Source organism: Streptomyces sp. NPDC048290, assembly GCF_040652095.1.
Classification (GTDB): domain Bacteria; phylum Actinomycetota; class Actinomycetes; order Streptomycetales; family Streptomycetaceae; genus Streptomyces.
Genome location: NZ_JBEZLM010000013.1, coordinates 215,516 through 241,539 on the forward strand (window position 1 = coordinate 215,516; position 26,024 = coordinate 241,539).

Below are 26,024 nucleotides of genomic sequence, written 5' to 3' on the forward strand. Positions count from 1 at the left end.
CGGGGACATGCCCGGGGACACCGCGGGCATCCTCGCCGTCGACTCGGGCGGCTCGGGTCTACGGGTCGTCGTCGGTACGGCGGCCCGGGGCGCCCTCGCCCGGCGCGCGTCCACCGAGCCCGTACGCACCGGACCGCGCGGCATCGACCCGGATCATCTGCTGGGCCAACTGGTGCCGATGGTCCGCTCCCTGGCCGACGACACCGGGGTCACGGTGCTGCGTACGGCGGCGATCGGCGCCGCCGGGCTCGGCACGCTGGGGGACGCGCTGCGGGCGGAGCTGCCGGGGGCGCTGCACCGCGCGTTCGGCACCGAGACGCTCGCCCTGGCCGCCGACGCGGTCACCGCGTACGTCGGTGCGCTCGGGGAGCGGCCGGGTGCGGTGGTGGCCGCCGGGACGGGTCTGATCGCCGTGGGCACGGATCTGACGCGGTGGCGGCGGGCCGACGGATGGGGGCATCTGCTGGGCGACTGTGGCGGCGGGGCGTGGATCGGCCGGGCCGGGCTCCAGGCGGCGCTGGCCGCCCACGACGGCCGACCGGGTGGTTCCGAGCGGCTCCGGGCACGCGCGGAGCAGGAGTTCGGGCCGCTGGCCGGGCTGCCGGGGCAGCTGTATCCGCGGTCCGACCGGCCCGCGATGCTGGCGTCTTTCGCGCCCCATGTCGCCGACTGCGCGGAGCACGACCCGCGCGCGGCGCGGATCCTGCGGGAGGCCGCCCGGCACATGGCCGGGTCCGCTGCGGCCGTCTGCCCCGACGGGGACGACGCCCGAGTGGCCCTCACCGGCGGCCTGTTCCGCATGGGGCCGCCCCTGCTGGAGCCGGTGGAGGCCGCGTTGGCGGAGCTGCTGCCGCGGGCACCGCTGACCCGCGCGGCCGGCGACCCCCTGGACGGCTCCTTGCACATCGCCACGGGACTGGCAAGAACCACGCTGACCTTGCCCTACGACAAGAACATGCTGTCGGTGAAACGCACGTCCGGCCGAGCCGTCGACACCGAGTTCTGATCTGTACGTAACTCATCAGACAAAACCGGACGGATACCGCTCACCTGCACCCTCCCCGAACAGGGGAGCCCAGGAAACCAGTAACATGCGGCGCCATGAGCTCCTCCACTGGGCCCGCACCCGGCCTCCCCGTACGAATGCCGCGACCCCGTCAGCCGGGACGGCACCGCCGCCCCGAGCCGCTCGCGGCTCCCGAGGGCGCGCCCGCCTTCGTTCTCGCGGTTCCCGGGACGCCCAGTGCCGCCACCCGTGGGCTCGCCGAGGAGATCGTGAGCATCGCGCGTTCGGAGCTGCCCGGTCTGAACGCCCGCATCGGTTACCTGGACGGCGACGACACGGAGTTCCCGTCGCTGCGGGCCGTGCTGGCGCACACCGCCGCGGAGCGCTCCGCGCGCTACGAGCAGGCGGTGGCCGCCGGTCTCGACGTCAAGGAGCCCGAGGGGCCCGTCGCGGTCGTCGTACCGCTGCTGGCCGGGCCGGACAACGCACTGCTGCGGCAGGTCCGGCAGGCCGTCATGGACAGCAAGGTGGCCGCCGAGCTGACCGATGTGCTGGGCCCGCACCCGCTGCTGGCCGAGGCGCTACATGTGCGGCTGTCGGAGGCCGGTCTCGCGCGCGCTGACCGTGCCCGGCTGTTCACGGTGGCCACGGCGGCGGACGGCATCATCCTGGCGTCCGTGGGCGGCGAGGAGGCCGTGCAGGCGGCCGGCATCACCGGCATGCTGCTGGCCGCGCGGCTCGCCGTACCGGTGATGGCCGCCGCGCTGGACGAGGAGGGCTCGATCGCGGCGATCGCCGAGCAGTTGCGCGGCTCGGGGTCGCAGCAGCTGGCGCTGGCGCCGTATCTGATCGGTCCGGAGATCGACTCCGCGCTGGTGCAGGCCGCCGCGGAGGAGGCGGGGTGCGCCGCCGCGGAGGCGCTGGGTCCCTACCCGGCGATCGGCAAGCTGGCGCTCGCCAAGTACACGACGGCGCTGGGGATCGCTCCGCAGTCGCAGGGGGCGCCGGTGCGGTGAGCCCGCCGCGCCACGCCGACGTGCGTGGTGGACGGTGGTGGCTCGTGGCGGCCGGGCCCGTTCCCTCGGGGGGAGCGGGCCCTTCGGTGTCTCCGGGGGCTCTCGGGGTCCGGAGGCCTAGTCGAAGATCACGCAGGACGCGGCCGGGACAGGGAGGGAGCCCGCGCGGTGCGGCAGTCCGGTGTCCGGGTCCAGGGCGAACCAGGTCACGTCGCCGGACCGCTCGTTGGCGACGTAGAGGAAGCCGCCGGACTCGTCGATCGCGCGCGGCCAGTGGCCGCCGCAGGGAACCGTGCCGACCAGCTTCAGTCCGTCCCCGGCGACGGCCAGCACCGACAGAACGTCCTCCCCACGGACGGCGGCCCATACGAACCGTCCGTCGGGCGAGGCGACGATTCCGGAGGGGTAGGCGTCGCCGTCCGGGGTGCCGGGCAGCAGCGCGACCTCGGAGAGCGGCTGGAGCGAGCCGTCGGCGGCGTCCCAGCGGCAGACGGTGACCGTGGGGGTCAGTTCGTTCACGACGTAGGCGTGCGTGCCGTCCGGGTGGAAGGCGAGGTGGCGCGGGCCGGAACCGGGGCGGAGCGCGATCTCGCGGTGCACGGCGAGACGGCCCGCGGTGAGCGTGCACACGCGTACCGAGTCGGTGCCGAGGTCGACGCTGACCGCCCAGCGCCCGCTGGGGTCGGGTTGCACCTGGTGGGCGTGCGGCCCTTGCTGACGCGGGGCGTACGGACCGGCACCGGAGTGCGCGAGCACATCGCAGGGGGCGGGCTCCAGGGTGCCATCCGGGCGGAGGGGTACGGCGCTGACGCTGCCGGAGCCGTAGTTGGCGGTCAACACATGTCCCGCGTACACGGTCAGGTGGGTCGGACCACTGCCGCCGACCGGGACGGGCCGTCCGGCGAGTTCGGGCGTGTCGTTCTCGACGCGGTACGCGGCGACCGCGCCGTCCGTCGTCTCGCTGACCGCGTAGAGCATGCCGCCCGTGGGGGCGAGGGCGAGGAAGGACGGGTCGGCGACACCGTCCACGGCGCCCAGCGCGGTGAGTGCTCCGTCGCGCGGATGCACGGCCGCCGTCACCACACCGGGTCCGCCCGCCGCCGTGAACGACCCGATGAACGCCCGCCTGCCTGTGCCGCCGTGTGTCACCGCTGTCCCCTCTCGGTGGCTGTGCCGTCCGAGGTGACGGTAGCAGTCGATCTACGGCGGTCTAGACCAAGGGGGGATCATTGGCGTGAGTCTGTCGGTTGATCGTTCACTCTGATCGTTCGATCTCACTCCCTCACTCTGATCGTTCGATCACATGTACCTCCTGCCGCGGCAGGACCGACCGCAGATCCTCCCAGCGCTGCCCCTTCGACAGGTTCCGGTGGGTCGCGGTGTCGAGGGTCGCGCTGTCGAAGACGTTGGAGAAGTGCACCACCGTCGTCACGCAGACCACGGCCACGGCCACCGCGGGTACCGCCAGTACGGCCGCCAGGCTGCGGCGTACCCGCTGTTCGGCGTCCCGCTGGGCGGTGACGGTGAGGGGAGTCCCGAGTCCGTCCGGTCCACCCGGTCCACCGGTGTCGCCGGACCCGTGGCGGGCACCGGAGTGCGGGAGGCGCGCGGAGACCTCGAACCCGCCGTCGTCGCGGTGGCCCGCCGTCAGTGTGCCCCCGAGGACCCTGACCCGCTCGGAGAGCCGACCAGTCCCATGCCGTTCCCGGTCGGCTCCTGGGAGGGGTCATCCGAGGCGCCGTTGCCGACGGTGACGACGGTGTGGTCCGTGAGACGGTCGATCCGGATCCGCACCTCCGCCCCGGGCGCGTGCTTGGCGGCGTTGGTGAACGCCTCCTGCACCACCCGCTGCACCGCCTCCTCGACCACCGGGCGCCGTGTGGTCAAGGCCGATCCGGCGCAGATCGACCAGCACGCCCGCGGTCCGCGCGCGGCCCACGGTCGCCATCAGGTCCTCGCGCGGTCCTCGCGCGGCGCCGTCTCCTCCTGCGCGGCCTCCACCCTCAGCACCCCGATGATGTCGCTGAGGCGGCCGACCGCCTCGGCGGTGCTGCGCCGCAGTTCGCCCTCCTTGGACCGGGTCTCCTCGTCCAGCCGGGGGGCGACTTCGAGGGCGGCTGCCTGCATGGCGATGAGTGTCAGGTCGTGGCCGAGCTGGTCGTGCATGTCCTGGGCGATCCGGGCACGTTCCCTGATCCGGGCGCGGTCGGCGACGAGCCGGTGTTCGCGTTCCAGCTGGCGGGCCCGCTGCCAGCCCTCCGCCTCCAGTTCGCGGCGCTGCTGGCGGTGGCGGCCGGCCAGCCAGGCGGTCACCGCGCCCACCAGCAGCGGAGTGCTGTTCAGCCAGGTGGTGAGATGGCCCGCCGTATGGCCGATGACGCCCAGCGCCGTGAGGACCACACTCACCGCGACGGCCGCTTCGACGGGCCGTTTCCACAGCTTGCCGCCGTTGCGCCCGGCGAGATAGCTCATGACGAACACGCTGGGCGAGAACCACGGGCTGATCAGGCTCAGGACCGCGCTGGCGCACCAGAACAGCGGCAGCCACCTCACCGGTTGTGCCCGCGGGAAACGGCCTTCGTGTGCAGCTGCTCTGTCCCGGAACGCGACCACGGGCAGCAGCGCCAGCACCCCGGCGAGCCGCCACCACACCGGCGAGTCCACATCGCCGGGCGAATCGGGCAGCACGGGGACGGCCAGGACCACCCAGAGTGCGGTGGTTCTGACGATGCTGCGCTGGCCCGTCCTCTCGACCAGGATTCGGGTTCGACCGGTGCTGCGACCGGGTTCCGGCGACTTCAGGGCTTCGGGCATGACGGGTCCTGAACCGGACGGAACGCCGGTGGGACGACTGCCTCGGCGGGGGAAGAAATGGGGAACGTGTGATCGTGTGATTCGGGTGCTGATCGCCGACGACGAGACGACGATGCGGGCGGGGGCCCGAGCGATCCTGTCGGCCGACCCGGAGATCGAGGTGGTGGCGGAGGCGTCGACCGGGCGGGAGGCCGTGGAACTGGTCCGCCACCACCGGCCGGACGTGGCGCTCCTCGATGTCCAGATGCCCAGGCGCCCACGGTCGCCGGTGGCGATGTACGTCGGTGGTCGTTCGTTCAAACGACCACCGAATGAATGAGGGCGCACGGGACGGCGTGAGGTGGGCGGCGGCGCGGTGTGCGGCGTGAGGTGGGCGGCGCACAGCAGAAACGATTACCCGATGTTCGATCGCTCACGCCCCTTTGGGCATCCTTGAGCACATGAACACCTTGCCCGACCTCTCGGTCGTCTTCGATCTCGACGGAACACTCGTGGACAGCGAGCCGAACTACTACGAGGCCGGCCGCCGAGTGCTGGCCGCCCACGGCGTACCCGACTTCTCCTGGGCGGAGCATGAGGAGTACGTCGGTATCAGCACCCTGGAGACGGTCACCGACTGGAAGCGCCGCTACGGGCTCGCCGCGTCCGTGGACGAACTGCTCGCCGACAAGAACCGGGAGTACCTGGCCCTCGCGGGGGCCTCCACCCGCGCCTACCCGGAGATGCGGGAGTTCGTGGGACTGCTGGCCGGTGCGGGCGTGCCCATGGCGGTGGCGTCCGGCTCCTCGATCGCGGCGATCAGGACGGTGCTGGCCGGGACCGGCCTGGACGCCCTGCTGCACACCCTCGTCTCCGCCGAGGAGGTCCCCCACGGCAAACCGGCACCGGACGTGTTCCTGGAGGCCGCCCGCAGACTGGACGCGGCACCCGAGGACTGTGTGGTGGTGGAGGACGCGGCCCCAGGAGCCGTGGCCGCCCACGCGGCCGGGATGCGCTGCATCGCGGTTCCCTATGTCACGGCGCAGGCGGACGCGCCGGAGTTCGCGACGGCCGGGTTGCTGGTGCGGGGCGGTCAGCCGGAGTTCACTGCACGGGCGGCGTTCGACTGGCTTGTGGGGTCGGGGCCGGGTTCTTGAGCGGTTGGTTGATCGGGGGATCGGTCGATCAGGGGTGGATCGGCCGGGGGGATCGGCCGCGGGAGGATCGATCGGTCTATCGAAAGAACCCCTGGCGGTGACTGTTCGTTTGAGCGATGGTGTTCGTTTCTCGCACGGGTAGCGGCGCTACGAGCGGCGGCGTGGGCGTCCGCGCCGGGAGCCGCCGGTGGTGGAGCCGCCCCGCGTGCGGGCGGTCGTCGGCTTCTTCCCGGTGGCGGCTTTCTTCCCGGTGGCGGGCTTCTTGCCGTCGGTGGACTTCTTGCCCTCGGCGGGTTTCTGCCCCCGCTTCTCCTGGGACTGTGCCGAGGGCCCGGACCGGCCGCGGGTGCTGTTGACCGTACGGCCACGGACGATGCCGATGAACTCCTCGACCAGGTCGGTGGTGGCGCTCTCGGGCCAGGCCAGGGCGATGCCGGACTGGGGGGCGTCCAGGACCGTCCGGTAGGTGAGGTCCTTGCGGTGGTACAGCCGGGCGAGGGACTGGGGGACGATCAGGACGCCGACGCCCGCCGCAACCAGTTCGACGGCATCCTCGGTGGTGGCGGGGCGTTCGATCGCGGGCCTGCCGGGCAGTACAGGCCAGTCGAGAACGTCGTCCAGGGGGTGGAACACCACCTCGTCAACAAGATCATCGACGGTCACTTCGTCCGCCGCCGTGATCAAGTGATCCTTGGGAACCACAACGACGGTCGTCTCCGTGTAGAGCGGGATCGCGCTGAAGATCGTTCGATCAACCGGCAGCCGGACGATCCCGGCGTCCGCGCGCCCCTCCCTCAGCGCCTCAGACGCATCGGCGGCCGGTACGGCGAGCAGGGCCAGCGGCGTGCCGGGCAGGCGCTCGTTCCAGATCCGCACCCACTTGCCCGGGGTCGCGCCCGGGACGTGGACGAGCCGGAACGGGGCGGGGGTCTCGGAGCCTGTCACCTCGCCAGGCTACCGGCCGTGACCGGCGGTCCCGTCTCCGGCGGATAGTCTGGAGGGCATGAAGTCGCACCAGAGCGCCCAGACGATGAAGCCCGCGACCGCGGCGAAGAAGCTGGGTGTGTATCTCCCCGCCACCCCGACCGCGTTCCAGGAGGGCGAGATCTCGCGCGCCGAGCTGAACCAGCTCCAGACCGATCCGCCCGAGTGGCTGCGCGCACTGCGGCGTGAGGGCCCGCATCCGCGTCCGGTGGTCGCGGCCAAGCTCGGGGTGTCGATCGCCGGTCTGGCGCGCGGTGGAGTGACCGAGGCGCTCACAAGCGAACAGATCGAGTCACTCAAGCAGGAACGCCCGGCGTGGCTGGAGAAGGAGCAGGAGACGCAGGCCGAGGTACGCAAGGAGTCGGCACGGCTGAAGAAGCGGGACGCCGAGCGGGCGGAGGAGTCCCGCCAGAGCGATTGAGGGATCGCCGTCCGCATGCGTGGTGGGCGGTGGGCGGTTCAGAACGGACGCCGCCCGGCCGATTGCTCACTTGATCATCGATGATCACCCGATCGACCCATCGGGTGATCGCTTTTCGATCAGCCAGTGCGTGACGTGACGGTCGTCGCCGTTCGGTGAGGCGGGGGGCTGAGGCGTGTGATGAAGGTCGGGCCGGTCACCGGCGGGCGGGCGGTGCGGATCACGGCGTTCGCGCTCGCGGTCGTCTGTACGGCCGTCCTGGCGACGGCGGCGACCCTGCGGGGCACCGTCCTGTCCCCCGGTTTCCATCAGGCGGTCCTCGACGAGGAGGCGGTCTACGACCGGCTCTACAATGAGGTTCTCGTCGACCCTCGGACCACCGCCGCCACCCGCGATCTGCTCGCCCGGCTGCCGGTCCCCGAGGCGGCGGTGACGTCGAACATCCGGCTGGTGCTCCCCCCGGCGACGCTCAGGGAACTGACCCATCAACAGATCCAGGCTCTCGTCGGCTATCTGAACGGCGACCGCGACACGCTGAGTCTCACGGTGGACGTGGCGCCCGTGCTGACGAACGTCGAGGACGTGTCGCACATCTACTTCGGTGATCTGGTGTCGGGCCTCCAGGGCCGGGACGAACCGGACTTCGACCGCTTCACGGACGAGTTGTCGCGCGCGCTGGGTGAGCTGGCCGACGGACGGGTGCCTCCCGGCTTCCCTGTCCTGCCGCTCTCCGAGGCACAGGCCGCGCAGGCGGCGGACGTCCTGCTGAGCCCGCTGCCCGCCGAGCAGCGGGCTCAGCTGCGTCCCGAGGTGGAGGTGGCACTCGCCGACGGTGACATCGGCACCGCGCTCGCGGTGGTGGCGCCGCAGATCCTGACGGGCAGGACCAGTGACGCGGTGCTCGATCTGCGCGCCACGGCGGGTGGTACGCGATGGGATCTCGGGCGGCTCCTGGACACGTCCGAGCACGATCTGAACGCCGTGCACGAGGTGCGGGGGTACACACGACTCGGTCTGGGGACGGTGGCGGGGCTGGCCGGTGCGCTGCTGATCGGTGCGCTGGTGACGCTATGGGTCACCGGACTGGCGTCGCCGGGACGCCGTCTGATGGATATGGGCCGACCGCTCGGTGCGGGTGGCGTTCTGGCCGGAATCCTGATCGTTCTTGTGCGAACGCTCTCGGGTGGTCGGGTGATCGACCTCCCGGCGACATGGCCGCCGAGTGTGGCGCGGCTGGTCGGCGACATACAGATGGCGGCGTTCGACCGGTTCACGGAGATCGGGCTGTGGACGGCCGTCGTTCCGGTGGCAGCGGGGACGGCCCTGTCCGGGGTGGGCTGGCTGCTGGTGGCACGCCCTCGGATGTCGGCGGTGCTGTCACGGGTCCGGCCGCTCGCGGTGGTGGCGGCGACGACCGCGACGGCGGTGGCGGGAACCGTCCTGGTGCCGGTGGCCATGAACCCTGCGGCGGAGCGCGGTTGTCAGGGGCACGTGGTGCTGTGCGATCGACCGTACGACGAGGTCACGTATCTGACCTCGCACAATGCGATGTCGACCACCGCTGATCGTTTCATCGGCCCGTATCAGGACCCGGACATCACGGCGCAGCTCGATGACGGTGTGCGGGCGCTCCAACTCGACACGTACCGGTGGGAGCGGAGCGATCAGATCACGGCGCGGCTGGAGGGGTCGGACTTCACGGCCGAGCAGCGTGCGCTGATCACGGGTGCCGTGGACACGTTCAATCCGCCGCGCGCGGGGCTCTGGCTGTGTCATTCGGTGTGCCGGGCCGGGGCGGTCCCCTTGGTGCCGACGCTGCGGGAGATCGGTGGATGGATGCGTGATCATCCGAACGACGTGGTCACACTGATCATTCAGGACGCGATCGACGGGGCGGAGACCGCTCGGGCCGTAGAGGAGGCCGGTCTCGGGGACCTGGTGCACACACCAGACCCTGATCCGGACCGGTCGTGGCCGACGCTCGGCGAGATGATCGACAGTGGTCGCCGATTGGTCGTGTTCGCCGAACGGGCCGACGGCCCGGCGCCGTGGTACCGGAACTTCTACCAGTACGCGATGGAGACCCCGTTCGCCTTCCGCAGCCCCGCGGAGATGAGCTGTGCGCCGAACCGCGGGGGCACCGACAGGCGGCTGTTCCTGCTGAATCATTTCGTCACCGTGGACGGCGGGAGCCGGCTGGACGCGGGTGAGGTGAACGCCCGTCAGTTCGTGATCGACCGTGCCCGCGCATGTGCGCGTGAGCGGGGCCGTCCGGTGAACTTCGTGGCCGTGGACTACGCGACGATCGGCGACGCGCAGGGAGCGGTGGAGGAGTTGAACGCGCGAGCGGACGACACCGGGTACGCGCTCGTTCAGTGATCGCCCGGTGATCGCCCTGTGATCGGCCGATCATCGAACGATCGACCGATCACCGTCATACGGCGGCGGTGTCGACCTCCCCTGATGCCGCGAACTGTGTCCGATACAGCTCCGCATAGCGCCCTTCCGCGGCGATCAGTTGATCGTGCGTACCGCGCTCGATGATCCGGCCGTCCTCGACGACAAGGATCAGGTCCGCGGCCCGCACGGTGGACAACCGGTGGGCGATGACCACGGCCGTGCGTCCTTCGAGTGCCTCGGTGAGCGCCTCCTGGACGGCCGCCTCGGAGGTGTTGTCCAGGTGGGCCGTGGCCTCGTCCAGGATCACGACCCGCTGCCGGGCGAGCAGCAGGCGAGCGATGGTCATGCGCTGACGTTCGCCGCCGGAGAGCCGGTAGCCGCGTTCGCCGACGACCGTGTCGAGGCCGTCGGGCAGGGAGCGTACGAGGGCGTCGAGGCGGGCGCGGCCGAGGACGTCCCACAGGTCGTCGTCGGGGGCGTCGGGGCGGGCGAGGAGCAGGTTGGCGCGGATGGTGTCGTGGAAGAGGTGGCCGTCCTGGGTGACCATGCCGAGCGTTTCGCGCAGGGAGCGGGCGCTCAGGTCGCGGACGTCGACGCCGCCGATGCGGACGGTGCCGCCGTCGGTGTCGTAGAGGCGCGGGAGCAGGGCGGCGATGGTCGATTTTCCGGCGCCGGAGGAGCCGACGAGGGCGACGGTCCGGCCGGGTTCGGCGCGGAAGGAGACGCCGTGCAGGACCGGGGTGCCGCCGCGGGTGTCCAGGGCGGCCACTTCCTCCAGGGAGGCCAGGGAGACCTTGTCGGCGGCCGGGTAGGCGAAACGAACATCGTCGAACTCGACGGCGACCGGGCCGTCCGGTACCGCGCGGGGTTCGGTTGTCTCTTCGATCAGCGGTTTGAGATCGAGTACTTCGAAGACGCGCTCGAAGCTCACCAGTGCGCTCATGATCTCGACGCGCGCTCCGGCGAGAGCGGTGAGCGGGGCGTAGAGCCGGGTCAGGAGGAGGGCCAGGGCGACGATCGCGCCGGCGTCGAGGGTGCCGCGCAGTGCGAACCAGCCGCCCAGGCCGTAGACGAGGGCGAGAGCGAGGGCGGAGACGAGGGTCAGGGCGGTGATGAACGCGGACTGCGCCATGGCGGTCCGTACCCCGATGTCCCGGACCCGGCGGGCGCGGGCGGCGAACTCGGACGATTCCTCGTCGGGGCGTCCGAAGAGTTTGACCAGGGTGGCGCCGGGTGCGGAGAAACGTTCGGTCATGCGGGTTCCCATCGCCGCGTTGAGGTCCGCCGCCTCGCGCTGGAGGCGGGCCATACGGCGGCCCATGCGCCGCGCGGGCACCACGAAGACCGGGAGGAGCACCAGGGCGAGCAGGGTGATCTGCCAGGAGAGGGTGAGCATCACGGCGAGGGTGAGCAGGACGGTCACGATGTTGCTGACCACTCCGGAGAGTGTGTTGCTGAACGCCCGCTGGGCGCCGATCACATCGTTGTTGAGGCGGCTCACCAGCGCACCGGTGCGGGTGCGGGTGAAGAACGCGACCGGCATGCGCTGCACATGATCGAAGACGGCGGTGCGCAGATCGAGGATCAGTCCTTCGCCGAGGGTCGCGGACAGCCATCGGCCCAGCAGCCCGAGGGCGGCTTCGGCGACCGCGATGAGGGCGATGAGCAGGGCCAGGTGTACGACGGTGTCGGCCGAGCCGCCGGAGACGATCGTGTCGACCACGCGGCCGGCGAGGACGGGGGTGGCCACGGCGAGCAGCGCGGTCACCGTGCCGAGGAGGACGAACTGTGTGATCCGGCGGCGGTGCGGGCGGGCGAAGTCGGCGATGCGGCGCAGGGTGGCGCGGGCGAGGGGCCGTCGCCCTTGGCGGGCGTTCATGACGCTCTGCAACTGGGACCAGGCGGTGATTTCCATGCTCATGCGGAGGACGGTAAGACCTCAAGCAAAATTGAGGTCAAGCAGATGCCGAACCCCCGAAGTGATCACTCTCTGATCATTTGATCGTTCGAACGTTCACGATCAGGGGTTTGGTGGATCTGGTGGGCCTCCGCGCAGCCGCCGGCTACCCCCGTGTGCTCGACGCCCGCATGGTCAGCTTGGGAAGGATCGCGACGTGATGCGGCGGGCGCTCCGGGTCGACCAGACGGCGAACGAGCAGGTCCACGGCGGCGGCACCCACCGCGCGCTGCGGCGGGGCGACGGCACTCAGGGGGACGTCGGCGAGCGCGGCCACCTCGTCGTCGTAGGCCACCATCGTGATCGCGTCCGGGATCTCGACCCCACGTGCGCGCAGCCGCTGGAGGAGGACGATCGCATCGTGATCGTTGTGCACGATCATGGCTCCCATGTCCCCCTTCAGGACCCGCTCCACGAATCCGGCGAGCAGACGCTCACGTCCGCCGGGGTCGGCACCCGGTGAGGGCAGGCGGAACACGGGGGCGTCGTCGGGGGGCAAGCCGACGGCGGTGAGTCCTTCGAGGTAGCCCGCCAGGAGGTGCGCGCTGTGGGGGCTGTCGTCGCGCAGGACCAGGGCGATCGCGCGCGGCTCATACACGGCCAGATGACGGACGGCGACACGGGCACCGTGGGCGTGGTCGGTGGTGACACGGTCGACGTCCCACTCGTCGTCGTCGACGTTTCGTTCGATCAGCACGCAGGGGATGTCGAGTTCGGTGAGCCAGCTGTTCCCGGCGACGGGTTCGCACGGGGTGATCAGCAGTCCGTTGATGCCGTCGTCCAGCATCTGCTGGGCCTGGGCGTGTTCCTGTCCCGGGTTGTGCTGCGAGATGCCGAGCGTGAGACGGATCCCGCGCTCGGCGGCGGCCTCCTGTGCGCCTTTGATGATCTCGGGGCAGTCGTGGTCGGCGGCCGGGACGAGCAGACCGACGACGAGTTCACGGCCTCCGGCACCATGGATCAGCGCCGACATATCGGGCACGACGGCGGGGGTGCGCCGGCCTCGGGGTTCGGGCAGGACGGCGCCGCCGTGGACCCGGGTGAGCAGCCCCCGTTTGGACAGGGCGTCCACATCGCGGCGGATGGTGATCGCGGAGACGTTCAGCGTGCACGCCATCTCCGAGACCCGCATGGTGCCCCGTTCCCGCAGCCAGTCGAGAATTTCCTGGTGCCTCTCTGCGGCATGCACGTGACCGGGCTCCCTTGCGTCGTCCACCGGATGGAGCAGTGAGTCTAGCGTCCACATGATCGAAGATGAACGTTTCTGCGCGAACAATCAAACGTTCATCATCATGGGTGACGCTCTACCCGGAACCTCCTCAGCGGGCGGCGGACCAGCTGTGGGCGACGTCGACGACGATCCGGTCGTCCAGCACCAGAACCCGGAACGGCAGCCGTGCCCGGACGCCGAGGCCGAGTTGGGTGTCGCCCTCGAAGCTGCCCGCGAAGCGGGTGTCCTTGAAGGTCGGATAGCCCGTCAGGTCGACACCGGGCAGCGGCTGGGCGACCCGCCCGGGGTAGGTGGGCCGACCGGTCTGGGGGTCGTAGGCGGGCGCCTGCACCCTGACCTCGATGACGGCCCCGCCACCGACCGCGATGGGGCGGCCGGTCCCGTCCTGGTAGAGGCGGTCCACGTAGCGGACCGAGTAGCCGAGTCCGGTGCCCGCGCCGGGCACGTCCACGACCATCCGGTCGTAGCAGTCGTGGGTGCCGGTCCTGACGTTCGTCAGCGACGCCGTGGTGGTGGCGGTACCGGTCTTGTCGGTGCTGCCCCAGCCGGTCGCACACGCGGCCCGGACGGACGGAGTGCCGGTCGTGGTGGCCGCGGCCGGGGTGGCCGCCAGGACGGAGACCGTGCCCAGGAGCGCGAGCGCGGCCAGGACGATTCTCTTCTTACGTGCCATGACATCCCCCTAGGGAGGGCGATATTGGGATGTGTACTTGGACACCCGGTATCGCCGAATGGTTGCGCGCTGAGCGCTCCGCTCATGAATCGATCACCCGTGAGCGTTCAGTGCCCCCGGAACGCCTCCTCCAGCCACCACGCGCCCCGGTCGCGGGTCACCTTGGCGTCGATCAGCAGAGGGCGGGACCGTGGACCGGTGAGCCAGCTCTCCACGGCCCGGAGGTCGTCCACCGTACGGACGGTGAGCGCTTCGAAGCCGTGGCCCCGGGCGACGGCGGCGATGTCGGTCGGCGGGAACTCGACCGTCTCCAGGGGGAATCCGCCGGGTCCGAAATGGTGGACCTCCGCGCCGTAGGCGTCGTCGTTGTAGACGATCACCACCATGGGCAGTCCGAGCCTGCGTACGGTGTCGAACTCGGCGACCCCCATGAGCGCCCCACCGTCCCCCAGGGCGGCCACCGGGAGCCGGTCGGGCCGGGCCAGGGCGGCGCCGATGGTGGTGGCCAGACCCAGGCCGATCGACTGGAACGCCTGGGTGAAGCAGAAGCCGTGCTCGTCCGGAACCGAGAGGTACATGCTCGGGTAGCCCATGAAGTTCCCCGAGTCCACACCGATCACTCGATCAGACGGGAGCAGATCGTCCAGAGCGATACTGAGCGTACGAGGATCGATCCGATCGTTTGTGCTCGTATCGTCAAAAGGTACATCGCGCCAGCGGACGCGGGACTCGATCGAGTCGCCGACGGCCGTGGTGCGGTAGCCCTGCCGGGTTCCGGTCCCGCGCTCCAGGACACGCCGTGCGGTGAGCGCCACGTCGCCGGTGACGCCCAGGTCGACGGGCCGGTGCCGGCCCAGGGCGGATCGGTCGTCGTCGATCTGGACAACGTTCGCCGCCGGACCGATCAGCCTGCCGTGGCGCATGGTCCACATGTTCAGGGCACAGCCCCATCCGACCACGAGATCGGCGCCCTGGAGGAGTTCGGCCGCCACCGGGGACGCGAATCCTCCGGAGACGTCCAGGGACCAGGGATCGCCGTGGAAGAGACCACGCGCGACGGCGGAGGTGGCGAGCAGGGCACCGAACCGGTCGGCGAGCGCGATCAGGGCGTCCCGCGCGGACGCGCCCCGTGCGCCTCGTCCGGCGACGAACACGGGGCGGAGGGACTCGGCGAGGAGATCGGTCAGCGAGGTGACGTCCGCGTCGTCCGGTGCGGTCGGCTCGCGCGTGGGCGGTGTCGTCGTGCCGATCAGGGCGGTGTCCGGAACATCCAGGGACTGCACCGGAAGGGGGAGTTGGAGAAGGACGGTTGTTCGTTCGATCACAGCCGTGCGGATGGCTGTACGGGTCTGTTCCACCGCCTCGTCGGGCGCGGTGACGCGGGTGGTGGCGGCGCCGACCGCGCGGGCCAGGGCCTCCTGGTCGACGTGGAAGTTCGATCGTGGTTCGGTCGTCTCCGGGGCGAGCACGATGAGCGGGGTACGGCTCTTGGCGGCTTCCGCGATCCCGGTGAGCGCGTTGGTCAGCCCGGGTCCCTGGTGGACGGTCAGGACCGCCACACGCCCGCTCATCCGGGCGTACGCGTCGGCCATGGTCGCCGCGCCGCCCTCGTGCCGGGCGGCGACGAAGCGCGCCCCGGCCGCGATCAGAGCGTTGGTGACATGGAAGTTGCCGGAGCCGACGACGCCGAACGCGTGGTCCACACCGGCCGCGACGAGCGTGCGGCCCACGGCCTCGGCGACCTTCACGGGCCTTCCACCAGGGCGAGGACACGCGCGGGAGCCCCGGAGCCGGTGACGATGGGCAGGGGCCCGGCGATGACGACGGCACCGGTGGGCGGCAGCACGGCCAGGTTCCGCAGCTGGGTCAGTCCGTACTTGCCGCTGCCCATGAGGTAGGAGTGACAAGGGAAGGCGGGGTCGAACGAGTGCGCGCGGCCGGCGTCGGTGCCCACGGTCTCCACACCGAGGCCGATCACCGGTGACTCCTCGGCCACCCACCGGGCGCATTCCACCGACAGGCCGGGAGTGTGCGGGCCGTGCTCGTCCGCGTTCAGGAAGGCCTCCTGTGTGATCGAACGAGCATCCCAGCCGGTGCGAACAAGCAGCCAGCCTCCTGGGGGCAAGGGTCCATGGTCGGCCTCCCACGCCTTGACGTGATCGACCTGGACCAGGAAGTCCGGGTCCTCCGCGGCCTCGGCGGTGAAGTCCAGGACGACGGCCGGAGCGATCAGACGGTCGACCGGGACGGAAGCGACGTCATCGAGGTCCTTGCCGGTGACCCAGTGGTTCGGGGCGTCGAAGTGCGTCCCGGTGTGTTCGCCGCTGCGGAAGTTGTTCCAGTACCAGGCCGGGCCCCGGTCGTCGTAGCGGCTGATCTCCTCCAGTTCGAACACGGCGGTCTGACCGAAGGGCGGGGGCAACTGGATGACGGGTGTGGAGGACGACAGGGGCGAGGTGAGATCGACGATCCGGATCGATCCGCTGTGCAGTCCGGCGACGAGTGAGGCGAGAACGGACGGCTCGGGCATGCGGTGCCTCCCTGGACAGGGAATCTGGGACCGACAGGATCGCAGCAGGGCGACGCGGCCGGTGAGGGGCGAACACCAGGCGATTCGTTTCTTCAGTGCGCTGGCCAGTACCCGGGCTGCCCGTCAGATCACTCCATCGGAGCGCATGCGCTCGACGGCGGCGGTGTCGTAGCCGAGATCGGCGAGTATCCGGTCGGTGTGTTCGCCGACGCCCGGTACGGCACCCATACGGGGGCGGATGCCGGACAGGTCGACCGGGGGCAGGAGGGCGGGAACCGGCGTGCCGTCGGGCAGGGGTATGTCGTGCCAGCGGTCACGGGCCGTGAGGACCGGGTGGGCCAGGAAGTCCGTGACGTCGTTCACGTCGGTGTTGGCGATCCCGGCGGTGTCCAGGAGGTCCATCGCCTCGGCGCTGGTCAGTTGATCGAAGCGTTCGGCCACGATCGTGTTCAGTTCGGTGCGATGGGCCACTCGATCAGAGCCGGTGGCGAAACGCTCGTCGTGGACGAGTTCGGGTCGCAGCAGGAACCGTTCGCACAAGGATGTCCATTCACGTTCGTTCTGAATGGAGAAGAGCACGTCCTTGCCGTCGGCGGCGGTGAACGTGCCATAGGGGGCGATCGTGGCGTGCTGGGTGCCGAGCCGCGCAGGTTGGGTGCCCGTGAAGCGGGTGTAGTAGGCGGGCTGCCCCATCCATTCGGCGAGCGCCTCGAAGAGGGACACCTCCACGGCGCGCGCCACGCCGGTGGTGGCTCGGGTGAACAAGGCGGTGAGGATGCCTGAGAAGGCGTGCGCCCCGGCGGCGATGTCGGCGACGGAGATGCCCGTGCGGGCGGCGCCGTGCTCGTTGCCGGTGAGCGAGACCAGGCCCGTCTGGCACTGGACGAGCAGGTCGTACGCCTTGCGGTCGGCCCAGGGTCCGGTGGAGCCGTAGCCGGTGATCGTGCAGGGGATCAGGGAGGGCAGGCGTGCGGTGAGCGCGGGTGCGTCCAGAGCGAGGCGGGCGGCGGCTCCCGGGGCCAGGTTCTGGACGAAGACATCGGCGTCGACGAGCAGCCGTTCCAGTGCGTCCCGGCCCTGCCGTGACTTCAGATCGAGCGTGAGCGATTCCTTGGAACGGTTCAACCAGACGAAATAGCTCGACTCACCGTGCACGGTCGTGTCGTACCGTCGGGCGAAGTCGCCCTCCCCCGGACGTTCGATCTTGATCACCCGAGCACCGAGATCGGCCAGCTGCCGGGTCGCGTACGGCGCCGCCGCGGCCTGTTCCACGGATACGACGGTGATGCCGACGAGAGGCAGGCTTGCGGGCGATGCGGTCATGTGGGTGCTCCTTTGTGGCCGGGTTGCGGATGCGGTGTTCGGGTGCTCATCCGTTCATGGGTGGTGCGGGGCGTACGTCCGTGGTCCGCGTCGCGACGATCGCCATGGTGTGCGGTGACGGTGCTGTCGGCGTACCCCGTACACCAGGTGCCTCACCCGTGCCTCGGGTTTCTCGATCACCCGGGGCGCGTCGGCGCGGACGCGGTACCAGGTGTCCGGGTGCTGTCTGTTCGGGAGCGCGGGGTGTGTGCGTGTTGTTCGTTCTGCTTGATCTGTTCGTTCTGTTCGTTGTGTTCGTTCGGATGGATCGCGGGGGTCGCTTGGGCCGCTCATAGGGAGGGCGGGTTTCGGCTGGCGGGGCTGCACTAGTGTTGCGGCATGACGCGACGACTCGCCGAGGTGGCCAGGAAAGTAGGGGTCAGTGAGGCCACGGTCAGCCGGGTGCTGAACGGGAAACCTGGGGTCTCCGAGACCACCCGGCAGTCGGTGCTCTCCGCTCTCGATGTGCTCGGTTATGAACGTCCGACCCAGTTGCGCGGTGAACGTGCACGGCTGGTCGGCCTGGTGCTGCCCGAGCTACAGAATCCGATCTTTCCCGCGCTCGCCGAGGTGATCGGTGGATCGCTCGCCCAGCAGGGGCTGACGCCGGTCCTGTGCACCCAGACCAAGGGCGGGGTCTCCGAGGCGGACTATGTGGAGCTGCTGCTTCAGCAGCAGGTGTCGGGGGTCGTGTTCGCGGGCGGGTTGTTCGCTCAGGCGGAGGCGCCGCACGATCACTACAAACTGCTCGCTGATCGGATGATCCCGGTCGTGCTGGTGAACGCGGCGATCACCGATCTCGGTTTCCCCTGTGTGGCGTGTGACGACGCGGTGGCGGTGGACCAGGCGTGGCGGCATCTGGAGTCGCTCGGTCATGAGCGGATCGGACTGGTTCTGGGTCCTGTCGATCATGTGCCCTCGCAGCGCAAACTCGCCGCGGCACGCGCGGCGGCGCGGCAAGCGGGCGGGGAGCTGCCGGAGGAGCATGTCGAGCGGACGATGTTCTCCCTGGAGGGCGGCCAGGCCGCGACAGCCCGGCTGCTGGACCAGGGCGTCACGGGGATCATCTGCGCGAGTGATCCGCTGGCGCTCGGCGCTGTTCGGGCGGCGCGGCGGCGGGGGCTCACGGTGCCGGACGACGTCTCGGTGGTCGGGTACGACGACTCGGCGTTCATGAGTTGCACGGAGCCGCCTCTGACGACGGTTCGTCAGCCGATCGAGGCGATGGGCCGGGCAGCGGTCGAACTACTGTGCACTCAGATCCAGGGCGGCGACGTGCCGCCGGGCGAGCTGCTGTTCGAGCCGGAGCTGGTGGTGCGGGGGTCCACGGGGCAGGCGCCTGGATGAGTCGCCCGTGAAGGCCGGTCGTCGGGGTGCGGACATGTGGAGGCAGATCCGAAGGGCGCCTTTCGCCTAGCGCTCCCTGGCACCTCCCTGCCGTGTGTGTACGTGACGTGCCGCGACGTACACCCCGCGACCGCGCACCACCAGGTGCCGTCGCCCGCCACCGGGAGTCCCTCCGCCCTGTTCCGCTCCCGGTCGGGTCCCCGGCCGTCTCGGGCGCCACGGTCGGAATGTCCCGGCTGGCGCGTGGCGGAGGGTGCGGGCAGCGTGGGTCTGGAGATGCATCGACGCTGAGCGAGGTGGCGTGGCCATGGATTCCTCTGAACCGGTCGGTCGGGTGGTCGTGGGGGTGGACGGTTCGCCGACTTCGCATGCCGCGCTGCGCTGGGCGGCCCGGTACGCGGGGATGGCCGGGGCGGTGGTGGAGGCGGTGTACGCGTGGGACACACCGTCGTCGTCGGGTTGGACAGGCCCTGCGATCGATCCGGAGTTCGATCTTGAGCAGGCGCATGAGCGGTTCACGCAGGAGTTGCACAGCGTGTTCGGGGACGATCACCCGGCGGGGCTGCGGGAGCTGCTTGTGGAGGGTGATCCCTCCGAAGTGCTCATTCGCGCATCGCAGGGAGCGGATCTGCTGGTGGTGGGGCGTCGGGGCGTAGGCGGCTTCGCGCGGGCGATGCTCGGTTCGGTGAGTCAGCGGTGTGCGCAGCATGCGGCCTGTCCTGTGGTCATCGTGCGGCCCGATCAGGAGCAGGATGCGGCGTAGCCCAAAACGGTCCCGCCAAGCCCCGGTCCTTGGTGCTCGGCTCCGCGCGGGGCCCGCTCTGTGCGCCGGGCACATGGACCCTGCCCCAGAAGGGCACATGCCGGTGGCCGGCCTGTTTCACCATTCCACAGGGTTCCTTGGGGCGTGATTCGGCGTGGAACGGGGATGCGTGGCGGGTGTGTCCGCTCAGTGGGCGGTGGTGTCGGCAGGGCCGGTCAGAAGTGTCCGTGCCGGTCGGCCTGTCCGGATCGTGAGGCAGCCCACTTCTTCCGGGGTGGCCCCGGTCCCTTCGCTTCGGGTAGACCCGTGACGTGCTCTTCCGTCAGTTGGAATACCTTGTCGCTCTCTCCCGTGAGCGTCACTTCGCCCGTGCCGCCGAGCTGTGCCATGTGTCCCAGCCCGCGTTGTCGGAGGCGGTGCGGAAACTGGAGGACGAACTGGATGTGCCGCTGGTCAGGCGGGGCCGCAAGTATGAGGGGCTGACCGCCGAGGGCGAGCGGATCGTCGTATGGGCGCAGCGCATTCTGGCCGACCGGGACGCCCTCAGGGACGAGGTGGACGCGCTGCGCACGGGGCTGGGCGGGCGGTTGCGGATCGGGTCGGTGCCGACGGCGTCCGGGGCGGTCTCGCTGCTGACCGGGCCCTTCTGTGCGGCGCATCCGCTGGTGACCGTGGAGATCAGCGCGGACATGCAGGCCCGGGACATCCTTCGTCAGCTGCGGGACTTCGAACTGGACGCGGGAGTGACGTATCTGCACGAGGAGCTGCCGGAGGGGTTCCGGACGGTCCCGCTGTACGACGAGCGGTATGTGCTGCTGACCGCGGCGGCGGACGGGGTGGGGCAGCGGCCGACCGTGACCTGGGCGGAGGCGGCCCGGCTGCCGTTGTGTCTGCTGACCGGGGCGATGCAGGGACGCCGGATGGTGGACGGTCTGTTCGCGGAGGCCGGGCTGTGTCCGGAGCCGCGGGTCGAGACGGACTCGGTGGGCACGTTGTTCGCGCATGTCCGAACGGGTCAGTGGGCGAGTGTCGTGCCGCACGCGTGGCTGCATGTGTTCGGTGTTCCGCACGGCATGTGGGCGGTGCCGCTGGTGGAGCCCGCGCGCACGGTGCCGGTGGGGCTGGTGACCGTGGCACGCGAGCCGGAGTCGGTGATGGCCCGCGCGCTCACCGATCTCGCTCGGGGGATCGATGTGGCCGGGGCGTTGGAGCGGTTGCCTGGAGCGCGGTGAGGCGGTCGGGGTCGCCGGTCGCCGGTCGCCGGTCGCCGGTCGGGGGGATGGTGCGCGGGTCGTGGGTCGTGGGTGAGCGCGCCTCATGCAGCAGATTGAGCGCCCGGCCAGCAGACGAGCCCCGGGCAGCACATTGCGCGCCCAATGCAGCAGACTACTCGCCCCATGCAGCACATTGCTCGCACCGTGAGTGATTGTGCGATGCGTGATCGTTCGATCAGGCGACCGCCATCTCGGGCGACTATGCCGCGCCGACCGCTTCCAGGCGTACCAGGACCGCCTTCGACGTCGGTGTGTTGCTGATGTCGGCCACGCTGTCGAGGGGGACCAGGACATTGGTCTCGGGGTAGTAGGACGCGGCGGAGCCGGGGGTCGTCGGGTAGGCGACCACCCGGAAGCCCGCCGCGCGGCGTTCGCGGCCGTCGTGCCAGACGCTCACCAGGTCGACCAGATCGTGGTCGGCGAGGCCGAACCGCTCCAGGTCGGCGGGGTTGACCAGGACGACCCTGCGGGCGTTGTGGATGCCCCGGTAGCGGTCGTCCATGGCGTACGGGATGGTGTTCCACTGGTCGTGCGAGCGCAGCGTCTGGAGCAGCAGATGGCCCTCGGGAACGCTGGGCATGGTGAGGTCGTTGCATGTGAAGACGGCTTTGCCGCTGGGAGTGCGGAAGGTGCCCTCGTTGACGGGGTTGGGCAGACGGAAGCCGCCGGGGCGGGCGACGCGGGCGTTGAAGTCCTCGAAGCCGGGGACGACCCGGGAGATGCGGTCGCGGATGGTGCCGTAGTCGGCCTCGAAGTCCTGCCAGGGGATGTCGGGGGTGGTTTTGAGGACGCGGTGGGCGAGGCGGGCGATGATGGCGACCTCGCTGAGCAGGTGCGGGGAGGCGGGGGCGAGCCGTCCCCGGGAGGCGTGCACCTCGCTCATGGAGTCCTCGACGGTGTAGAACTGCACTCCGCCGGCCTGGACGTCGCGGTCGCTGCGCCCGAGGGTGGGCAGGATCAGCGCGGTGTCGCCGCAGACGGTGTGCGAGCGGTTGAGCTTGGTGGAGATGTGCGCGGTGAGGCGGCAGCCGCGCAGGGCCTGTTCGGTGACGTCGCTGTCGGGAGTGGCACGGACGAAGTTGCCCGCGACGCCGAGGAAGACCTTGGCGGCTCCGTCGCGCATCGCGCGGATGCCGTCGACGGAGTCGAGTCCGTGGCGGGTCGGCGGGGTGAAGCCGAACTCACGGCCGAGGGCGTCGAGGAACGGTCGGGGCATGCGTTCCCACACACCCATGGTGCGGTCGCCCTGGACGTTGCTGTGTCCGCGCACCGGGCAGACGCCCGCGCCGGGGCGGCCGAGGTTGCCGCGCAGGAGAAGGAAGTTGACGACTTCGCGGATGGTCGGCACGCCGTGCTTGTGCTGGGTCAGGCCCATCGCCCAGCACACGATCACGCTGCGGCTGCCGAGCACCATGTCGTGCACGCGTTCGATCTGGGCCCGGTCGAGTCCGGTCGCCTCGGTGACGGTGTCCCAGGACACCTTGCGGGTCTGTTCGGCGAACTCGGCGAAGCCGATGGTGGAGGTGTCGATGAAGCGATGGTCGAGGACCGTGCCAGGTGCGGCGTCCTCGGCCTCCAGGAGGAGCAGGTTGAGCGCCTGGAACAGGGCGAGGTCGCCGCCGGGGCGGATCTGGAGGAACTCGTCGGCGATCTTCGTGCCGCGGCCGATCACCCCGCGGGGCTTCTGGGGGTGCTTGAAGCGGATCAGGCCCGCCTCGGGCAGAGGGTTCACGGCGACGATCCGGCCGCCGTTGCGTTTGGTCTCCTCCAGCGCGATCAGCATGCGCGGGTGGTTGGTGCCCGGGTTCTGGCCCACGACGAAGACGAGGTCGGAGTGGTGGATGTCGTCCAGGGAGACGCTGCCCTTGCCGATGCCGAGGGTTTCCTGGAGGGCCGAGCCGCTGGACTCGTGGCACATGTTCGAGCAGTCGGGGAGATTGTTCGTGCCGTAGGCGCGGGCGAACAACTGGAGCAGGAAAGCAGCTTCGTTGTTCAGACGGCCGGAGGTGTAGAAGAGCGCTTCGTCCGGGGAGTCCAGGCGGTGCAGTTCGGCGGCGAGTACATCGAGCGCCTCGTCCCAGCCGATGGGTTCGTAGTGGGTGCCGCCTGATCGTTTGATCATGGGTTCGGTCAGACGGCCCTGCTGGTTGAGCCAGTAGTCGGACTTGGTGTCCAGTTCGGCGATCGAATGGTCACGGAAGAAGTCGGCGGTGACACGCCGGGAGGTCGCCTCGTCGGCGATGTGCTTGGCGCCGTTCTCGCAGTACTCGTTCCGGTGCCGCTTGCCCGCGGCGGGTTCGGGCCAGGCGCAGCCGGGGCAGTCGAATCCCTTGGTCTGATTGATGGTGAGCAGGGTCAGGGCGGTACGGCGCAGGGAGGTCTGTTCCAGCGCGTACCCCAGTGCGTGGGCCACGGCCGGAACTCCTGTCGCCCATTGTTTGGGCGGGGTGACCGACAGTTCGTCGTCCGGGTCCTCGATGCCGCTCATCGCATTCCTCTTCCTGCCGCTGCCGTTCTGCCGTTCTGCCGTTCTGCCGTTCTGCCGTCGGTGGAATGTCCCGACGGCACAGCATCCATGGCTTTTCCCGAGCGCGTCAAAGAGGTGCCGTCTATGGCGTGATAAGCGCCGCCGATCTTGCCGGGTCAGCGGCTGCGACCTGCACACACTCCCCGCTGAACTTCGCGTGTCGGGGATTGGGAAGGTGTTGTCTAACACACTCTTTGGAATACGTCGAGGGGCGCCGAGGGACGTGGAGTTCAGGCGCTCACGATTCCGACGACCAGATTGATGGCGGTGGCAAGGATGCTGGTGCCGAAGACATAGGACAGCAATGTGTGGCGCAGCACGATGGCGCGGATGCGGGAGCTGGAGACGTCGGTGTCGGAGACCTGGTAGGTCATGCCGAGGTTGTAGCTGAAGTAGAGGAAGTCGCGGTACGCGGGCGGTTCGTCGGTGTTGAAGTCGATGCCGCCGCCGATGTCGTAATACACATAGGCGTACCGGGTGGCGTACATCAGGTGCAGGGCTCCCCAGGCCAGGAAGGCGCCGAAGAGCGCCGCCGCTGCGGCGAGGGTGCCGTTGCCGGTCGTGGAGTCGCCGCGTACCAGGAGCAGCACGATGGCGATCAGTCCGCACAACGCCAGCCCGCCGACGAGGAGTTCCTCGACGACGGGGCGGAAGTCCTCGCGGCGGGCGTTGCGATGGGTGGCGTCGGCGTCCATCGGCCACAGCACCGCCCAGCCCGAGACCACGAACACCAGCTCCGTCGCGGTGATGCCCGCCATGACGCCCAGGGCCGGATCGGTGGCCAGTCCGACGGCGATCCCGGCGGCGGTGCCGAGCACGACGGCGGCGGAGAGGCGGGGCATGGCGTCGAAGGGCAGCGTGGCTTTCATGGGCGGGACAGTAGTCCCGTCGACCGCCGGGCTCAGCGTGTCTCCGCCGCCGACTTCAGATCCCGTAGCCACGCCTCAAGCCCCATCCCGAGGTACTGGGTCGAGAGGGCGACGTCCGCCTCGACCTGCTCCCCCGTCCAGGTCTCCTCGGTGTGGACCCGCACTCCGCCCTTCACCTTCGTGAACGTCCACAGATGGACACCTCGGTCGATGGTGAGCCCCTCGCCGATCGCCGGCCCGGTCCACAGGACGCACTTCTTGTCCTTGATCTGCCGCACGGTCGAAGTGATGCCGAGGGTGGTCGCGGGAGTGGTGGGCGTGGCCGGGACCGGGGTCGTCCAGTGGAACCGCGAGCCCTTGCGCGGCTTTCCGGCGTCCAGCCGCTCGGCGGAGAGGACCGGCGGCTGCCAGGACGGCCAGCCCTCGACATCGGTCTGGAGCTTCCAGATGGTGCTCAGCGGGGCGTCGATGACCATGTCGGTCTCATAGCGGATCTTGGCGTCGGGGTCGACGCCCTGCCCTCGGCAGGACGCGGCGGACGGGCGGCCGTGCCGGTCCCCGGGCGGGGTGTGGGCCTGGGCGGGTACGGCGGCTGCCGTGAGGACGGCGGCGAGGGCGAGCGAGGCGGCCAGTCCGGCTCCGGTGCGGGTGACGCGGGCGGTGGACTGGGCGTCCGGGGTGCGGTTCGGCATGGCGGTTCTTCTCCTGGTGTGTGCGGATGTGACCGTTTGCATGGCGATGAGGCGTGGGTGATGGGTGGTGAGAGATGAGCGGCAAGTCCCGCGCTATGCGGGCTGAGTGATAGCTACTGCTGCTCGTTAGAGGTTGTAACTCATTGAGTGAGTGAGGGTCAAGCACTTCAGTGATAGCCTCTAACCACCCCAGCCCCACTCCCGTTCCCACTCCCGTTCCCACTCCCGCTCCTACTCCTCCGCGATCCAAGCCCCCCGCTCCGATCGCACCGGCACGGCAGGGAGTCAGACGGCCGTCGGACAGCCGGCAGGCATCGGCAAACAAAGGTGCACCCCATGGACCACACACCCGACGACACCGGCAGGACCCCGCGCGAGCGCTACCGCGCCCAGGTCCGGTCGGAGATCAAGACCCACGCGTGGGAGCAGATCGCCACGGCCGGTACCTCCGCGCTCTCCCTCAACGCCATCGCCAAGCAGATGGGTCTCAGCGGCCCCGCGCTGTACCGGTACTTCGCCAACCGGGACGAACTGATCACCGAGCTGATCAGGGACGCCTACCGCAGCCTCGCGGACACCGTGCGCGGAGCCGCCGATTCCGGTGCCGACCTGACCACGCTGGCGCACACCCTGCGCACCTGGGCGCTGGCTGACCCACAGCGCTACTTCCTGATCTACGGCACGCCCGTGCCCGGGTATCACGCGCCGGACGACATCACCGCGATCTCCGGCGAGATCATGGCCGTACTGCTGGACACCGCCGTCACGCTCGTGGGGCCGGACGCGGGATCAGCGCTCGGGGCGCATCTGGACGGGCATCGGGAGTGGGCCGGCGACCATCCCGCGTCCCCGACGGCGCTGCACAAGGCGCTGGTCTTCTGGACCCGGTTGCATGGTGTGCTGTCCCTGGAACTCGCCGGTCACTTCGGCGGGATGAGGTTCGATCCGGCGGTGCTGTTCGAGGCGGAGGTGGAGAGCCTCCGTATGCCCTTGGCCTGACCGAGGGTTGTTGCCCGACCGAG

23 protein-coding genes and 1 pseudogene are annotated in these 26,024 nt (G+C 70.2%); 10 read left to right on the forward strand and 14 right to left on the reverse strand.

Annotated features, from left to right (window positions below; all coding sequences use genetic code 11):
* The first annotated feature begins 7 nt into the window (after window positions 1–7).
* Both AB0D49_RS23670 and AB0D49_RS23675 read left to right on the forward strand, forming a co-directional pair.
* Window positions 8–1,006: a BadF/BadG/BcrA/BcrD ATPase family protein gene (locus tag AB0D49_RS23670; RefSeq protein ID WP_362760689.1), complete on the forward strand. Its 999-nt coding sequence runs from the start codon at window positions 8–10 to the stop codon at window positions 1,004–1,006.
* Between the two features lie 95 nt (window positions 1,007–1,101).
* A complete protein-coding gene (locus tag AB0D49_RS23675; RefSeq protein WP_362760692.1) occupies window positions 1,102–2,022 on the forward strand; it encodes a hypothetical protein in 921 nt (306 codons plus the stop codon).
* A 117-nt stretch (window positions 2,023–2,139) separates the two neighbouring features.
* Here AB0D49_RS23675 and AB0D49_RS23680 read toward each other — a convergent pair whose 3' ends face one another.
* The 4 genes from AB0D49_RS23680 to AB0D49_RS23695 all read right to left on the reverse strand — a co-directional run bounded on the left by AB0D49_RS23680 (window position 2,140) and on the right by AB0D49_RS23695 (window position 4,836).
* Window positions 2,140–3,171 (reverse strand): lactonase family protein, encoded by a 1,032-nt coding sequence (locus AB0D49_RS23680; protein ID WP_362760694.1) that lies wholly within the window; start codon window positions 3,169–3,171, stop codon window positions 2,140–2,142.
* A 133-nt stretch (window positions 3,172–3,304) separates the two neighbouring features.
* Window positions 3,305–3,475: a hypothetical protein gene (locus AB0D49_RS23685; RefSeq protein ID WP_362760697.1), complete on the reverse strand. Its 171-nt coding sequence runs from the start codon at window positions 3,473–3,475 to the stop codon at window positions 3,305–3,307.
* Between the two features lie 194 nt (window positions 3,476–3,669).
* A complete protein-coding gene (locus AB0D49_RS23690; protein ID WP_362760700.1) occupies window positions 3,670–3,909 on the reverse strand; it encodes an ATP-binding protein in 240 nt (79 codons plus the stop codon).
* Window positions 3,910–3,969: 60 nt separating this feature from the next.
* Window positions 3,970–4,836, reverse strand: a complete 867-nt coding sequence (locus tag AB0D49_RS23695) for a histidine kinase dimerization/phosphoacceptor domain-containing protein (protein WP_362760703.1) — start codon at window positions 4,834–4,836, stop codon at window positions 3,970–3,972.
* 76 nt (window positions 4,837–4,912) lie between these two features.
* On the opposite strand from AB0D49_RS23695, the pseudogene AB0D49_RS23700 reads away from it, so the two are divergent.
* Both AB0D49_RS23700 and AB0D49_RS23705 read left to right on the forward strand, forming a co-directional pair.
* Window positions 4,913–5,086 (forward strand): annotated as a pseudogene (locus AB0D49_RS23700) (response regulator); the annotation flags it as partial.
* A 190-nt stretch (window positions 5,087–5,276) separates the two neighbouring features.
* A complete protein-coding gene (locus AB0D49_RS23705; RefSeq protein ID WP_362760706.1) occupies window positions 5,277–5,972 on the forward strand; it encodes an HAD family phosphatase in 696 nt (231 codons plus the stop codon).
* A gap of 147 nt (window positions 5,973–6,119) precedes the next feature.
* Here AB0D49_RS23705 and AB0D49_RS23710 read toward each other — a convergent pair whose 3' ends face one another.
* Complete coding sequence (locus AB0D49_RS23710; protein WP_362760709.1) at window positions 6,120–6,917, reverse strand: LysR family substrate-binding domain-containing protein; 798 nt, start codon at window positions 6,915–6,917, stop codon at window positions 6,120–6,122.
* Window positions 6,918–6,975: 58 nt separating this feature from the next.
* On the opposite strand from AB0D49_RS23710, the gene AB0D49_RS23715 reads away from it, so the two are divergent.
* Both AB0D49_RS23715 and AB0D49_RS23720 read left to right on the forward strand, forming a co-directional pair.
* A complete protein-coding gene (locus AB0D49_RS23715; protein WP_362760711.1) occupies window positions 6,976–7,377 on the forward strand; it encodes a DUF5997 family protein in 402 nt (133 codons plus the stop codon).
* A 180-nt stretch (window positions 7,378–7,557) separates the two neighbouring features.
* Window positions 7,558–9,756, forward strand: a complete 2,199-nt coding sequence (locus AB0D49_RS23720) for a PI-PLC domain-containing protein (protein ID WP_362760713.1) — start codon at window positions 7,558–7,560, stop codon at window positions 9,754–9,756.
* Between the two features lie 55 nt (window positions 9,757–9,811).
* On the opposite strand, the gene AB0D49_RS23725 is transcribed toward AB0D49_RS23720, so the two are convergent.
* The 6 genes from AB0D49_RS23725 to AB0D49_RS23750 all read right to left on the reverse strand — a co-directional run bounded on the left by AB0D49_RS23725 (window position 9,812) and on the right by AB0D49_RS23750 (window position 17,491).
* Window positions 9,812–11,692, reverse strand: a complete 1,881-nt coding sequence (locus tag AB0D49_RS23725) for an ABC transporter ATP-binding protein (RefSeq protein ID WP_362760876.1) — start codon at window positions 11,690–11,692, stop codon at window positions 9,812–9,814.
* Window positions 11,693–11,840: 148 nt separating this feature from the next.
* Window positions 11,841–12,923 carry a substrate-binding domain-containing protein gene (locus tag AB0D49_RS23730; RefSeq protein ID WP_362760716.1) on the reverse strand — a complete coding sequence of 361 codons (1,083 nt, stop codon included), beginning with the start codon at window positions 12,921–12,923 and terminating at the stop codon, window positions 11,841–11,843.
* A gap of 130 nt (window positions 12,924–13,053) precedes the next feature.
* Entirely contained in the window at window positions 13,054–13,638 is a 585-nt protein-coding gene (locus AB0D49_RS23735; protein WP_362760719.1) for a hypothetical protein, read from the reverse strand.
* Between the two features lie 107 nt (window positions 13,639–13,745).
* Window positions 13,746–15,386 carry a thiamine pyrophosphate-binding protein gene (locus tag AB0D49_RS23740; protein ID WP_362760722.1) on the reverse strand — a complete coding sequence of 547 codons (1,641 nt, stop codon included), beginning with the start codon at window positions 15,384–15,386 and terminating at the stop codon, window positions 13,746–13,748.
* Window positions 15,383–16,168, reverse strand: a complete 786-nt coding sequence (locus AB0D49_RS23745) for a cyclase family protein (protein WP_362760725.1) — start codon at window positions 16,166–16,168, stop codon at window positions 15,383–15,385. The genes AB0D49_RS23740 and AB0D49_RS23745 overlap by 4 nt, the downstream gene beginning before the upstream one ends.
* 123 nt (window positions 16,169–16,291) lie before the next feature.
* A complete protein-coding gene (locus tag AB0D49_RS23750; RefSeq protein WP_362760728.1) occupies window positions 16,292–17,491 on the reverse strand; it encodes a CaiB/BaiF CoA-transferase family protein in 1,200 nt (399 codons plus the stop codon).
* Between the two features lie 378 nt (window positions 17,492–17,869).
* Here AB0D49_RS23750 and AB0D49_RS23755 point away from each other — a divergent pair, with 378 nt between their 5' ends.
* The 3 genes from AB0D49_RS23755 (at window position 17,870) to AB0D49_RS23765 (ending at window position 20,872) form a co-directional block, all read left to right on the forward strand.
* Complete coding sequence (locus AB0D49_RS23755) at window positions 17,870–18,877, forward strand: LacI family DNA-binding transcriptional regulator (RefSeq protein WP_362760731.1); 1,008 nt, start codon at window positions 17,870–17,872, stop codon at window positions 18,875–18,877.
* A 307-nt stretch (window positions 18,878–19,184) separates the two neighbouring features.
* On the forward strand, window positions 19,185–19,640 hold the full coding sequence (locus AB0D49_RS23760; protein WP_362760734.1) for a universal stress protein: 456 nt from the start codon (window positions 19,185–19,187) through the stop codon (window positions 19,638–19,640).
* Between the two features lie 311 nt (window positions 19,641–19,951).
* Window positions 19,952–20,872: a LysR family transcriptional regulator gene (locus tag AB0D49_RS23765; protein ID WP_362760737.1), complete on the forward strand. Its 921-nt coding sequence runs from the start codon at window positions 19,952–19,954 to the stop codon at window positions 20,870–20,872.
* 241 nt (window positions 20,873–21,113) lie between these two features.
* On the opposite strand, the gene AB0D49_RS23770 is transcribed toward AB0D49_RS23765, so the two are convergent.
* From AB0D49_RS23770 to AB0D49_RS23780, 3 genes are all read right to left on the reverse strand, one after another.
* Window positions 21,114–23,402 (reverse strand): FdhF/YdeP family oxidoreductase, encoded by a 2,289-nt coding sequence (locus tag AB0D49_RS23770; protein ID WP_362760739.1) that lies wholly within the window; start codon window positions 23,400–23,402, stop codon window positions 21,114–21,116.
* A 269-nt stretch (window positions 23,403–23,671) separates the two neighbouring features.
* Window positions 23,672–24,310 carry a DUF1345 domain-containing protein gene (locus tag AB0D49_RS23775; RefSeq protein WP_362760742.1) on the reverse strand — a complete coding sequence of 213 codons (639 nt, stop codon included), beginning with the start codon at window positions 24,308–24,310 and terminating at the stop codon, window positions 23,672–23,674.
* Between the two features lie 32 nt (window positions 24,311–24,342).
* Entirely contained in the window at window positions 24,343–25,002 is a 660-nt protein-coding gene (locus AB0D49_RS23780) for an SRPBCC family protein (protein WP_362760745.1), read from the reverse strand.
* Window positions 25,003–25,338: 336 nt separating this feature from the next.
* Here AB0D49_RS23780 and AB0D49_RS23785 point away from each other — a divergent pair, with 336 nt between their 5' ends.
* Window positions 25,339–26,001 (forward strand): TetR/AcrR family transcriptional regulator, encoded by a 663-nt coding sequence (locus AB0D49_RS23785; protein ID WP_362760748.1) that lies wholly within the window; start codon window positions 25,339–25,341, stop codon window positions 25,999–26,001.
* Window positions 26,002–26,024 lie beyond the last annotated feature (23 nt).

What these genes read in the sequence shown, in the direction of transcription:
- AB0D49_RS23670 (WP_362760689.1), top strand. Translation starts at nt 8, where the DNA reads ATGCCCGGGGACACCGCGGGCATCCTCGCCGTCGACTCGGGCGGCTCG.
- AB0D49_RS23675 (WP_362760692.1), top strand. Translation starts at nt 1,102, where the DNA reads ATGAGCTCCTCCACTGGGCCCGCACCCGGCCTCCCCGTACGAATGCCG.
- AB0D49_RS23695 (WP_362760703.1), bottom strand. Translation starts at nt 4,836, where the DNA reads ATGCCCGAAGCCCTGAAGTCGCCGGAACCCGGTCGCAGCACCGGTCGA.
- AB0D49_RS23705 (WP_362760706.1), top strand. Translation starts at nt 5,277, where the DNA reads ATGAACACCTTGCCCGACCTCTCGGTCGTCTTCGATCTCGACGGAACA.
- AB0D49_RS23715 (WP_362760711.1), top strand. Translation starts at nt 6,976, where the DNA reads ATGAAGTCGCACCAGAGCGCCCAGACGATGAAGCCCGCGACCGCGGCG.
- AB0D49_RS23720 (WP_362760713.1), top strand. Translation starts at nt 7,558, where the DNA reads ATGAAGGTCGGGCCGGTCACCGGCGGGCGGGCGGTGCGGATCACGGCG.
- AB0D49_RS23725 (WP_362760876.1), bottom strand. Translation starts at nt 11,692, where the DNA reads ATGGAAATCACCGCCTGGTCCCAGTTGCAGAGCGTCATGAACGCCCGC.
- AB0D49_RS23735 (WP_362760719.1), bottom strand. Translation starts at nt 13,638, where the DNA reads ATGGCACGTAAGAAGAGAATCGTCCTGGCCGCGCTCGCGCTCCTGGGC.
- AB0D49_RS23745 (WP_362760725.1), bottom strand. Translation starts at nt 16,168, where the DNA reads ATGCCCGAGCCGTCCGTTCTCGCCTCACTCGTCGCCGGACTGCACAGC.
- AB0D49_RS23750 (WP_362760728.1), bottom strand. Translation starts at nt 17,491, where the DNA reads ATGACCGCATCGCCCGCAAGCCTGCCTCTCGTCGGCATCACCGTCGTA.
- AB0D49_RS23755 (WP_362760731.1), top strand. Translation starts at nt 17,870, where the DNA reads ATGACGCGACGACTCGCCGAGGTGGCCAGGAAAGTAGGGGTCAGTGAG.
- AB0D49_RS23760 (WP_362760734.1), top strand. Translation starts at nt 19,185, where the DNA reads ATGGATTCCTCTGAACCGGTCGGTCGGGTGGTCGTGGGGGTGGACGGT.
- AB0D49_RS23770 (WP_362760739.1), bottom strand. Translation starts at nt 23,402, where the DNA reads ATGAGCGGCATCGAGGACCCGGACGACGAACTGTCGGTCACCCCGCCC.
- AB0D49_RS23775 (WP_362760742.1), bottom strand. Translation starts at nt 24,310, where the DNA reads ATGAAAGCCACGCTGCCCTTCGACGCCATGCCCCGCCTCTCCGCCGCC.
- AB0D49_RS23780 (WP_362760745.1), bottom strand. Translation starts at nt 25,002, where the DNA reads ATGCCGAACCGCACCCCGGACGCCCAGTCCACCGCCCGCGTCACCCGC.
- AB0D49_RS23785 (WP_362760748.1), top strand. Translation starts at nt 25,339, where the DNA reads ATGGACCACACACCCGACGACACCGGCAGGACCCCGCGCGAGCGCTAC.